Source organism: Stenotrophomonas sp. 115C5, assembly GCF_056861055.1.
Genome location: NZ_JBSPUQ010000015.1, coordinates 83,970 through 94,822, shown reverse-complemented (window position 1 = coordinate 94,822; position 10,853 = coordinate 83,970). Strand labels below are relative to the sequence as shown.

Here is a 10,853-nt window from a genome sequence, read left to right as displayed (position 1 = left end):
CGGCGGTGGGATAACGGCGCATGCTGCCCCCGGAGATCGACGATGTCCGCCACGCCGCAGTCCGCTCCTGCCTCCGTACGCGCCTCCCGGCATCCCCTTGTCACCGTGCTGTCGCTGCTGCTGGTCGTGCTCGGCCTGGTCATCGGCGGGCTCGGTGCGTGGCTGCTCAGCTTGGGAGGTTCGGCGTACTACGCCATCGCCGGCCTCGGCCTGCTGGCCAGTGGCCTCCTGTTGTTCGGCAACCGCCGCAGCGGCGCGCTGCTGTATGCGCTGGTGTTCATCGGAACGCTGCTGTGGACCTGGTGGGAATCGGGCAGCGATTACTGGCGCTGGGTACCGCGGCTCGGGCTGGTGACGGTGCTCGGCATCGTGCTGGCGCTGCTGGCGCCGACGCTGCGCGAGCCGGTTTCAAAACGCCTGTCGCGCAGCGTGGCGGGCGTGCTGATGCTGGTGTTCGTGGCCGCCTTCGGCCTGGCCTTTGCGCCGCATGGTGAAGTGGACGGGCACCTGCCGTTCCCGGAAGGCGCAGTCAGCGCCGGACTGGAACCTACGCGCGATACCACGGGCCTGCAGCCGGCTGACCAGCCCGCCGAGGGCGACTGGCCGGCGTGGGGCCGCAGCAATGCGGGCACCCGCTATTCGCCGTTGCAGCAGATCACCCCGGCCAATGTGGCCACGCTGCAGCCGGCCTGGCAGTTCCGTACCGGCGATATGCCGAAGAAGCGCTGGGGCGCGGAAACCACGCCGCTGAAGATTGGCGATCGCCTTTACCTGTGCACCGCGCGCAACCGCCTGATCGCACTCGACGCCGCCAGCGGCAAGGAGCTGTGGCGGTTCGATCCAAGGGTGAAGGATGCTTCGATTCCCTATACCGCTGCCTGTCGCGGTGTGAGCTATTACGAGCAGCCCAGCACGCCGACCGTTGCTGATGCGGCATTGGCCGATGTCGCCGCTGATCTGGCGCTGCCGGAACCGCCGCCCAGCATCACCCGCAGTGTTGCACCGGGCAGTCGTCCGGCATGCTGGGCGCGCATCATCGAAGGCACGCTGGACGGTCGCATCATCGCGGTGGACGCGGACAGCGGCCGTCCCTGCGCGAATTTCGGCAACAACGGCCAGGTCGACATCACCCTGGGCATGGGCGAGGTGCCACCGGGTTACGTGTCGATCAACTCGCCGCCGGCCATCGTGCGCGGCGTGATCGTGACCGGTCATCAGGTGCTGGACGGGCAGCGCCGCGATGCGCCCTCGGGCGTGATCCAGGCCTACGATGCCATCACCGGCAAGCTGCGCTGGGCATGGGACATGGACCAGCCCGAGCGCAGCGGCTTGCCGCCGCGCGAGCAGACCTATACGCGCGGCACGCCCAACATGTGGACCACCGCCACCGGTGATGAAGCACTGGGCCTGGTCTACCTGCCGCTGGGCAATTCCGCGGGCGACTACTGGAGTGGCTCGCGCACGGAGAACCAGAACCGCTATGCGACCTCGCTGGTGGCGATCGACGTGGCCACCGGCAAGCCGGTCTGGCATTTCCAGGCGGTGCGCAAGGATGTGTGGGACTACGACCTGGGTTCGCAGGCCAGCCTGATCGACTACCCGACGGCGGCGGGCAAGGTGCCGGCGATCCTGCTGCCGACCAAACAGGGTGACATGTACATCCTCGATCGCCGCAACGGCCAGCTCCTGACCGCCGCCGAAGAGCGCAAAGTGCCGGTCGGCGGCGTCGAACCCGAGCAGCGTTCTCCCACCCAGCTGTTTTCGCTGTACCACACGCTGCGCCGCGAACATGACCTGACCGAGCGTGACATGTGGGGCATCACCCCGATCGACCAGCTGGTCTGCCGCATCCAGTTCCGCAAGGCGTACTACGAGGGTTTCTATACGCCGCCGAGCAGCGAGCGCCATTCCATCGAGTACCCCGGCTACAACGGCGGCTCGGACTGGGGCAGCGTGTCCATCGATACACGCCGCGGCGTGATCGTGGCCAACTACAACGACATGCCCAACTACAACCGGCTGGTGCCACGCGCCGAGGCCGACCGGCTGGGCTGGCTGCCGCGCGAGAAGATCCGGTTCGACAAGGGCGGTGCAGAAGGCGCGGGCGACCCGCAGGTGGGCACGCCGTACGGCATCCAGGTCAACGCTGGTTGGCGGCTGCCGTTCACCGGCCTGCTGTGCAAGCAGCCGCCCTATGGCGGTATCCGTGCCATCGACCTGCGCACCGGCAAGCTGCTGTGGGACCGTCCATTCGGCAGTGCGCGCGGCAACGGACCGTTCGGCATCCGCTCCGGCCTGCCGATCGAGATCGGCACGCCGAACAATGGCGGTTCGGTAGTCACCGCCAGCGGCCTGATCTTCATCGCCGCCGCCACCGATGACCTGCTGCGTGCCATCGATCTGAAGACCGGCAAGGAACTGTGGCATGCCAAGCTGCCCGCGGGCGGCCAGGCCAATCCGATGGTGTACGAGCAGGGCGGGCGCCAGTACGTGGTGATCATGGCTGGCGGCCACCATTTCATGGAAACCCCGAACGGCGATTACGTGATGGCGTTTGCGTTGCCGAGGTAACCGCAATGGGGGCGGCGGGCCGACCCCATTGCACGACACTGGATTACACCGTCACCACCACCTTGCCGATCTGCTCGTTTGATTCCAGGTAACGGTGTGCCTCCTGGATCTGCGCAAACGGGAATACCTTGGCAATCTTCGGTGCGAGCGTGCCCTTGTCCAGTCCGTCGACAATGAAGGCCTTGGCACGCGCCAGCGCGGCATCGTCGGAGACGATTTCCGAGTACAGATAGCCCTTCAGCGTCAGCGACTTGCCCAGCACGTTGAACAACGGGAACGGCGTGGGTTCGCTGCTCAGCGCGCCGTATTCCAGCAGGATGCCGCCACGGGCCATCGCTTCGGTCAGCGGCACGAACTGCGGGCCACCGATCGGATCGAACACCACACGGGCACCGGCACCGCCGGTGATGCGCGCCACTTCGGTCACCAGATCCTGCTCCTGGGTGGCGATGACGTGGGCGGCACCGGCATCGAGCAGGGCCTGGCGCTTGCCCGGGCCACGGGTGACCGCGATCGGCGTGGCGCCTACTGCATTGGCGATCTGGATGGCGGCCAGGCCGACGCTGCTGCTGGCGGCGGTGATGATGACGAAATCCCCGGCGGCCAGATGAGCCTGTTCCAGCAGCGCGCCCCAGGCGGTGACGTACTGCATCCACACCGCGGCCGCCGTTTCAAAGTCCAACGCCTGCGGGTGCTTGACCACCAGTCGTGCCGGCACGTTGGCCAGCTCGCCATAGGTGCCCCAGCGCGCGATGTCCAGCGGCGGTATCACGCTGACCGCATCGCCAGCAGTGAAGCCGCTCACCGCACTGCCGACCGCTTCGACAACGCCCGCCGCTTCATAGCCCAGCCGGCTGGGGAATTGCGCTTCCTGCAGATAGGCGCCGTTGCGGAACATCACCTCGGCGCGGTTCAGGCCGATCGCCCTCACCCGGATCTGGACTTCGTCGGCGGCGGGGGCGGGAACGTCGATATCGTCGATGCGCAGCACATCGGCGGTGCCATATTCGTGGATGCGGACAACCTGGCTCATGGGGGACTCCGAGGAAGGGCCGACGAGGGCGCCGGCGGAAGGGTGAGCGCTACTGTGCGCGTAGTCTGCAACCAGAATAAGGGGTAATCTGGCGTTTCATTGAAAAACAATTGTTTGCAATGGACCTGATCGTTCCCCTGCGGACCTTCGCCAAGGTGGCCGAGGTCGGCTCCTTCGCCGCCGCTGCCGAGGCATTGGATCTGTCGCCGCAGCTGGTCGGCAAGCACATCCAGGCGCTGGAGCAGCACCTCGGCGTACGCCTGCTCAACCGCACTACGCGCAAGCAGAGCCTGACCGACTTCGGCCAGGCCTATCTGGCACGGGCACGGGTGATCCTGGAGGAAGTGGAGGGCGCCGAGCAATTGGCGGAAGTGGCGCGTGGGCGGCCGATGGGACGCCTGCGCATCAGCGCACCGGTCACCTTCGGCGTGCACGCACTGGGCCCGGCGGTGGTGGCCTACATGCAGCAGTACCCGGACGTGCAGGTCGATCTGAACCTGTCCAACAGCCTGGTGGACATCGTCGAAGACGGCTACGACCTGGTGTTCCGTACCGGTGACCTGGCCGACAGCGGGCTGGTGGCACGGCGGCTGGGGCCGTATCCGCTGGTGCTGTGTGCGTCGCCGGATTATCTGGCTTCGCGGCCGGCCATTGCCCATCCGTCCGATCTGAGCCGGCACGAGTGCCTGGGCTTCGCGCATTCGATCATCCGCACGCGCTGGAGTTTCCGCGATGCCGACGGCAGCGTGCTGACCGTGCCGGTGTCCAGCCGCTTCATGGTCAATCAGGCCGAGCCGCTGCTGACCGCAGCCGTGGGTGGGTTGGGGTTGATCCTGCAGCCTTACGAAATGCTTGCCGCTGCGCTGGCGCGTGGTGAACTGGTGGAAGTGCTGCCGGACCATGTGCCGGTATCGACCTGGATCAACCTGGTGTATCCGCGCGACCGCCAGCTGACGCCCAAGCTGCGCAGCTTCCTGGACTTCTGCGTGGCGCGTTTCACAGAGCAGACGATGGCAAGGCGATAGCGTGGCATCGATCAGCATTCCCGTGTTCCCATGCGAAGGACTCGCCCCGTGATGTCTCTCCCGTTGCCGCAGCATGCCGCTCGCGTCCTGCTGCTGGCGTCCTTTTCCAGCGCCAGCGTGCTTGCGCAGCAGACACCTGTGCAGGCGTTGGCTGAGTGGGAGGTGCAAGGGCGTGCGGACGGCCTGGCGCGACCCGATATTGAATGCCAGGATTTCCTGCAGGCGATGGGCCGGAAGCCTCCGGGACTGCAGTATGTAGGCTGCAGCCAGGATGACGCGTCCTACATCAAGCCGATGGAGGCCCACTATCGTGTTTCAGGTGCCCAGGCGGCGCAGGTCGAAGCCTATTTGCACACGGCATTCGGCCTGCCTGCGTTGCGCTACGTCTGTTGTGGTTGGAGCAACGGCGCACCCTATTACTGGCGCGAAGGCCCGGATGCGGTGAGGTATCAGATCGGCATGGGCGTGGAATCGCTGCCGTACGAACGCGGCGAATGGCATCGCATCGAGGCATTCAACGTCACCGTTGAGGTGGTGCGGCAGCGTCCCTAGCGTGGATGCGGCGGGCGGACCCATCGTCTAGGATGCGTCCAGGGATACCCGCAAAGGAGCTGCCATGAAGGCTGTTGGACGCCTGTTTCTCTGCAATGCGCTGGCCTGTCTGGTCCTTGTGGCCACATCGGCGTTTCCGGCAGCTGGCGCAGCACCTTCCGAGCGCGAACATCCGCGTGCGCAGGATGCCATCGATGACTGGCTTGCGGCGTTCAATGCAGGCAGCCTCGAGGGGTTGCAGGCATTTGCCGACAGATATGCGAAGCAGGAGGGCAGCACGCCCAAGGACTATCTCGAGTTCCGCGAGAGCACGGGTCCGCTGAGCGTTCTGGAAACACTCGAGCGCGCGCCCGGCCAGGCGAAGCTGCTGGTGATGGGCCAGCTGAGCGAACGTGCGATGTGGGTGACGGCGGTCATGGACCCGGCCAACCCGTCGCACGTGAAGCAGTTCCAGATCGAGGGCACTGAAACGCCGGACAGGTACAAGCCGGAACGGGTTGCTTTGCCTGCGCTGATGGCTGATGCCGCAGCAAAACTGGAGGCGCTGCGGGCACAGGACGCGCTGTCGGGTGCATTGCAGGTGGCGCGGAACGGTAAGGTGCTGCTGGACTGGCGCGGTGGCGATGCCGATCGCACCGCTGGCATTCCAGTGGACGTGGATACACAGTTCCGCCTTGCGTCCTCCAACAAGATGTTCACCGCAGTGGCCATCCTGCAGCTGGTGCAGGACGGCAAGCTCAGCCTTGATGACACGATAGGCAAGTACCTGCCGGACTATCCGAACAAGGCCGTTGCCAACAGCGTAACCGTTCGCCATCTGCTGTCACATACCAGTGGCCTGGGCGATTTCTTCGGCGATGATTTCGAACAGTATTCCGCGTCGTTGAAGACGCTGGATGACTATGTACAGCGCTTTGCCAAGGATGCACCGCAGTTCACGCCGGGCAGCCAGGACAGCTACTCCAATTACGGATTCATCGTGCTGGGGCGCATCATCGAGGCGGTTTCCGGGCAGAGCTACTACGACTACGTCGAGGCACGGATTCTGCGCCCGGCGGGCATGGTCGCGACCGGTTTCGAGCCCGAGTCGGTGACCGTTCCCCATCGTGCCGTCGCCTATACGCGTGTGGACGGGCAGTGGGTACGTGAAACCCGCACATTGCCATGGCGCGGCATGTCGGCCGGTGGTGGCTACAGTACGGTGGGCGACATGGTGAAGTTCGCCGAGGCGCTGCGTACTGGCAAGCTGGTGTCGCCCACGCTGTTGCAGCAGGCTACCTCGGCGCAGAACCACAAGGGCTGGTATGGCTTTGGCTTCGTAGTGCAGGGCGAGGGCAGGGAGCACCAGTACGGCCACGAAGGCGGTGCGCCCGGCTCGAACAGCGCCATCGTGGTGCTGCCCGCGCAGGGCTATGTGATCGTCGGCCTGGCCAATGTCGATCCGGATGCGATCGGCAACGTGGTCAACTACATCGCACGCAGGGTGCCGCTGTAGCCGAGGTGCATGCCGTTCATTCCGGCACCCGCACCATCTTCGTCATCAGGTGTTCCACCACGCCCGCCGGATCGGCCGTGCGGCCGACATGCGTGCTCGACATCTGCACCACGGAGCTGCGCTTGGCGGTGAGGAAGTGGAAGCGCGCACGCGCGGGCAGCTGCGCGATTGGTCCGGCGCTGGCGTCGCCGCGGCAGATGGCCACGATCGCATCCAGCCACGGCTGCAGCGCCTCCTGGTCCAGCGCCGGCGCGAAGGCCTGCAGGCGCGCAGGATCGATCTCGATGGCCGCCTCCAGGTGACGCGCGCCAGGACAGGAGACGATCACCCCGACGTTGATGAATTCCTCGCGTTCCACCCGCGGTACCACGCGGATGACCGCGTAGTCATACGTGTGCAGCGTGGGCACGGATGGCCTCCTGCACGAACACCGCACGCACTTTCAGGCGATGCTTGAGATAGTCGATGTAGCCTTGGCGATAGGCCTGCGGACTGTCGAATGCCGGCTCGTTGACCAGCCAGCTGTCTGGAACCAGGCCGACGATGCGTTCGATCTCGGCATCGGTCAGGCGCGCGGCCAGTTCGGCATCCACCTCGGCGATGCGGCTGGCGAACGACAGCAGCACGTGGTCGCGGATCAGCACGAACGGCTTTTCGCAGGCATCGCCGGCGTTGGCCCAATCGTGATGGAAGTACATGGCCGCACCGTGGTCGATCAGGTACAGCTTTCGATGCCACACCATCAGGTTGGGATTGCGCGTGGTGCGATCGACATTGCTGGTGAACGCATCGAACCAGACGATGCGCGAGGCCAGGTCGGCATCCACCGGCATCGCCGCCGGGTCGTAATTGATCGCGCCGGGCAGATAGTCCAGGCCCAGGTTCAGGCCCTCGCTGGCGCGGATCAGCTCCTGGATCTCCGGGTCCGGTTCGGTGCGGGCGAACTCGCGGTCCAGCTCCACGAACAGGATTTCTGGAATCGGCAGGCCCAGCGTGCGCGCCATTTCGCCGGCGATCAGCTCGGCGATCAGCGCCTTCGGGCCCTGGCCGGCGCCACGGAACTTCAGCACGGCCATGCCGTCGTCGCCAGTCTCGACCACGGCCGGCAGGGAGCCACCTTCCCGCAAGGGAGTGATATAGCGGAGGGCATGTACGGTGCGCATGGGCGCATTCTAGCGTGGGTGCCGCCAAGGGAGCGCCGGGAGCGCCCCGGCGGCTCCATGTCGTTCACCGTCAGTGAGCCAGCGTACCGCGCTGCTGTTCCTGCACCTGCGTGCGGATCTGCTCCTGCGAGGCCTGATCGGCCTGTCGCTGGTTGACCACGCCAAGCATATCCAGGCTGTCCTGCACCGGGCGTTGCGCGGCCTCGGCGGTGGGCGATGACGCGCGCAGCGAGGCCGGATCATCCAGCGGCCCCTTCACCACGAAGATGTTCTGCGCCGCGCCCGCACCATCGGTCTGGCGGCTGAGCACCACATGGTCGACCCGGTCCAGCCCGTTTTCGCGGGCCAGCACCAGCAGGCTGGCGCTCAGGCGCTCGCTGGACGCATCGAAACTGCGTCCGTTGGCAGCATCCAGCGCCGCCACCTTGCCGCGGATCTGCTCGTGCAGCGAACGGTCACGGCCTTCCGCAAGCGGCAACGCCATTGCATCACCTGCGGAGGCCTGCTGTGCGGTGATGGGGACATGTGCATGCGTACCTTCGGTATGGTCGAAGTAATGCAGCGTCGACGGCGAGGTGCTGGTATCGAAATAGGGCTGGCGCGGGGGCGAGCCCTCGCCGAGGTTGAGCCCGTTCTGCTCCAGCAGGCGCTCGTCCAGGCCCAGCTTCTTCATGTTCACTTCCATCCGGCTGACGCCGTCGGGCGCTGGATTCGCGGCCTCGTATCCGCTGACCAGTTCGATCGCCTGGACGCCGTAGAAATTCTGGTAGTCCGAATTCCCATGATGGCCCAGGCCGGTGCTGACGCCCTGGTCGTAATAGTGCCTGGCCATTCCCTCGATGTTGGCTGCGGTGGGGGAGATGGTCAGGTCCGCATTGAGGGTCAGCTCCGGGTGCGGTGCATAGGTGATCGGCGGGCCGGGTCGCGACTGGATGACGTCTGTCGAGCGGGTGCTGGCTTCATACAGGTCGCGCAGGGTAGCGTCCGGGTTGTTGGCACGTACCTGGCTGACCAGCGCATTCCAGCCTGCGATGTTCGAGGAGGCCTCATCGCGGCGGTTGGCCGCGAGCAGGGTGCCGATTGCCTCGGTGTAATCATGGCTGGTGGTACGGCCTGCGATCTGCTCCACCTCGGCATCGAACTGCACGTAGGCACGCTCGACATCGGCGTCGTTGAAGCCGTGCTGGATCTCGTGACCGAGCACAAAGGTGACCTCGGCCGCGTCGAACCTGTCCGGCGCCGCCGGAGTCGACAAGCTGCTGGCGGGCAGGTTGATGGATTTCGTGCCGGTCTCGTAGGTGCCACCCGCATTGCTTGTGGCGGGCAACAGTTCGAAGCGTTCCAGATAGCCTGCCGCGATCGCTGCGTCCACCTGCTTTGCCAGCACGGGCGAGCCCGCGATGACGCTGCGCAGGTTGTCGACCTGGTCGCTGGTGACGTCGGTCTTGCCGGCGAACTCGCCCAGCAGGCGTTCCGTTTCTGCGGAAAGGGTCGTCATTGATGGCTCCCCTTACTGCACGGTGACAAGACGCACGCAGGCATGCGTGGCGTCGCCGAGGGCGTGGGGGTTCTCGGGGATGGTGTCGACCTTGATGCTCAGCTGCGGTCGATCGAAGCGGTCGTAGATCACCCGGCCGTGTTCGCCGCGCACCGTCTCGCGCTTGAATCCGGCGGCATCCAGTGCCGAAGCGAAGTGGTTGAAGTCGACCCGGCAGATCGCCGCAGCCGAGGCCTTGCGATCGCTGCTGGTGTCGATGAAATTCAGGTCCAGCCGCGCGTCGGCAGTGCCGGCCCGCTGCACTTCCAGGCCATAGCCCCATTCCGGCGTCAGCGTGCCGCCATAGCCGAAGTGCCCGGGGCCGAAGGTCTGCGCCGGTGCCTGCATTGCGGCGGACAGGCGTTCGACGGTCAGCTCGCGCGTGGACGTCGTTGCCTTGATCAGGTCCAGCAGGCGCAGCAGCAACTGCTCGGCATTGAGCGGGGAGGGCGAAGTGGTGTCGGATACGGCCGGGGCCATGGTGTCGGTTCCTTGAGAAGTCGGCGTGCGGTCGGCGGCATATGCGCAGGCGCAGAGCGTGGCCGCTGAAAGTGCGAGCGTCCACGGTCGTATGAATGCGTACCGGGGCATGTGCGTTCCTTGCAATTGAAGGCTGACCCTAGGGCCAGCCGGATGAAGCAGAGGTTAAGCGCACTTGAGGCGTGGTCTTCACTCCGCCCTTCCCGTTGTAGTGGCAGCATCGGTTCCCAAGCAGCATCCACCCTGGGTGTGACCTTCAACAGGAGGCTGTCATGCCGCTACTGCGCAGCTGTCACGTTTCATCCCGCATGCTCTGCACCGCGTGGTGTTGAACCCGGTCTGATACGGCCACCTTGCCGGCACGGATGGCCCCCACCCGCAATACCTGCCACGCTTCACGCATCGCAGATCCGGCGCTGTCCTGCCGGTGCTGCGATCCAGGCATGTGCGCCTCCAGATTGCCCCTGTGTTGCCGCTGGCATTCCAGGTGCGGGAGAGCGCCATCTCCATGATGTTCCTGCAGGCTTTGGAGGTGTACCAATGAGCGACGAATACGATGGAACGCTGCCGCCCCTGGACGATGCCAAGGTTGAGGAAATGATCGGCAAGCTGGTGCTGGTCGGTGTGACCCGCTATGGCGGCGATGGCCAGGTAAAGGGGCTGGAGCAGTACGCAGGCACGGTGTTGCGCATCAGCGCCGACGAGGGCGTGGTGCTGGCCGATGAGAATGATGGCCACGAGCGCTATCTGCCGCCGATGCTGGACCAGTACCAGCCAGCCGAGCCCGGGGAGTACCGCATGCACACCAGTGGCATGATCGTGGTCGACCCCGACTACCTGGCCACCTGGGACTTGCACGCGCAGCAGTAGTGCCAGGCCATGCCTGGCAGGTGCCGGCAGTTCCCCGGCACCTCCCGGAGCTGCACTTTGCCCCATCCGGCCACTAGCCCTTCCGGCCCATTCACGACAACCCCTGCGGTGCTAGATTCGGGTCCAT

General features: G+C 65.6%; 10 protein-coding genes. 5 read left to right on the top strand and 5 right to left on the bottom strand.

Going from position 1 to position 10,853, the window contains the following annotated elements:
* Positions 1-42: 42 nt before the first annotated feature.
* On the top strand, positions 43-2,571 hold the full coding sequence (locus tag AC13FN_RS16470; RefSeq protein WP_054172115.1) for a membrane-bound PQQ-dependent dehydrogenase, glucose/quinate/shikimate family: 2,529 nt from the start codon (positions 43-45) through the stop codon (positions 2,569-2,571).
* Positions 2,572-2,614: 43 nt separating this feature from the next.
* Here AC13FN_RS16470 and AC13FN_RS16465 read toward each other — a convergent pair whose 3' ends face one another.
* A complete protein-coding gene (locus AC13FN_RS16465) occupies positions 2,615-3,604 on the bottom strand; it encodes a zinc-dependent alcohol dehydrogenase family protein (protein WP_049436734.1) in 990 nt (329 codons plus the stop codon).
* Between the two features lie 119 nt (positions 3,605-3,723).
* Here AC13FN_RS16465 and AC13FN_RS16460 point away from each other — a divergent pair, with 119 nt between their 5' ends.
* The 3 genes from AC13FN_RS16460 to AC13FN_RS16450 all read left to right on the top strand — a co-directional run bounded on the left by AC13FN_RS16460 (position 3,724) and on the right by AC13FN_RS16450 (position 6,676).
* The gene (locus AC13FN_RS16460; protein ID WP_054172111.1) at positions 3,724-4,629 is read left to right on the top strand and encodes a LysR family transcriptional regulator; all 906 of its coding nucleotides are present in this window, start codon (positions 3,724-3,726) and stop codon (positions 4,627-4,629) included.
* 51 nt (positions 4,630-4,680) lie between these two features.
* Positions 4,681-5,181 (top strand): DUF4952 domain-containing protein, encoded by a 501-nt coding sequence (locus tag AC13FN_RS16455; RefSeq protein ID WP_054172110.1) that lies wholly within the window; start codon positions 4,681-4,683, stop codon positions 5,179-5,181.
* Between the two features lie 64 nt (positions 5,182-5,245).
* Positions 5,246-6,676 carry a serine hydrolase domain-containing protein gene (locus AC13FN_RS16450; protein WP_482984971.1) on the top strand — a complete coding sequence of 477 codons (1,431 nt, stop codon included), beginning with the start codon at positions 5,246-5,248 and terminating at the stop codon, positions 6,674-6,676.
* A gap of 16 nt (positions 6,677-6,692) precedes the next feature.
* Here AC13FN_RS16450 and AC13FN_RS16445 read toward each other — a convergent pair whose 3' ends face one another.
* The 4 genes from AC13FN_RS16445 to AC13FN_RS16430 all read right to left on the bottom strand — a co-directional run bounded on the left by AC13FN_RS16445 (position 6,693) and on the right by AC13FN_RS16430 (position 9,856).
* Entirely contained in the window at positions 6,693-7,085 is a 393-nt protein-coding gene (locus AC13FN_RS16445) for a DUF3037 domain-containing protein (protein ID WP_049445598.1), read from the bottom strand.
* On the bottom strand, positions 7,063-7,839 hold the full coding sequence (locus AC13FN_RS16440; RefSeq protein WP_482984972.1) for a HipA family kinase: 777 nt from the start codon (positions 7,837-7,839) through the stop codon (positions 7,063-7,065). Before AC13FN_RS16440 ends, AC13FN_RS16445 begins: the two co-directional genes overlap by 23 nt.
* A 70-nt stretch (positions 7,840-7,909) precedes the next feature.
* Entirely contained in the window at positions 7,910-9,337 is a 1,428-nt protein-coding gene (locus AC13FN_RS16435; protein WP_482984973.1) for an XVIPCD domain-containing protein, read from the bottom strand.
* Between the two features lie 12 nt (positions 9,338-9,349).
* Positions 9,350-9,856, bottom strand: coding sequence for a hypothetical protein (locus tag AC13FN_RS16430; RefSeq protein WP_482984974.1), 507 nt, complete (start codon positions 9,854-9,856; stop codon positions 9,350-9,352).
* A 540-nt stretch (positions 9,857-10,396) separates the two neighbouring features.
* Between AC13FN_RS16430 and AC13FN_RS16425 the strand changes: the two genes are divergently transcribed.
* Complete coding sequence (locus AC13FN_RS16425) at positions 10,397-10,726, top strand: hypothetical protein (protein WP_049436727.1); 330 nt, start codon at positions 10,397-10,399, stop codon at positions 10,724-10,726.
* Positions 10,727-10,853: the final 127 nt, after the last annotated feature.

Bases quoted from the DNA above. Each gene is read 5' to 3' on its own strand.
- AC13FN_RS16470 (WP_054172115.1), top strand. From the start codon at position 43: ATGTCCGCCACGCCGCAGTCCGCTCCTGCCTCCGTACGCGCCTCCCGG.
- AC13FN_RS16465 (WP_049436734.1), bottom strand. From the start codon at position 3,604: ATGAGCCAGGTTGTCCGCATCCACGAATATGGCACCGCCGATGTGCTG.
- AC13FN_RS16460 (WP_054172111.1), top strand. From the start codon at position 3,724: ATGGACCTGATCGTTCCCCTGCGGACCTTCGCCAAGGTGGCCGAGGTC.
- AC13FN_RS16455 (WP_054172110.1), top strand. From the start codon at position 4,681: ATGTCTCTCCCGTTGCCGCAGCATGCCGCTCGCGTCCTGCTGCTGGCG.
- AC13FN_RS16450 (WP_482984971.1), top strand. From the start codon at position 5,246: ATGAAGGCTGTTGGACGCCTGTTTCTCTGCAATGCGCTGGCCTGTCTG.
- AC13FN_RS16440 (WP_482984972.1), bottom strand. From the start codon at position 7,839: ATGCGCACCGTACATGCCCTCCGCTATATCACTCCCTTGCGGGAAGGT.
- AC13FN_RS16435 (WP_482984973.1), bottom strand. From the start codon at position 9,337: ATGACGACCCTTTCCGCAGAAACGGAACGCCTGCTGGGCGAGTTCGCC.
- AC13FN_RS16430 (WP_482984974.1), bottom strand. From the start codon at position 9,856: ATGGCCCCGGCCGTATCCGACACCACTTCGCCCTCCCCGCTCAATGCC.
- AC13FN_RS16425 (WP_049436727.1), top strand. From the start codon at position 10,397: ATGAGCGACGAATACGATGGAACGCTGCCGCCCCTGGACGATGCCAAG.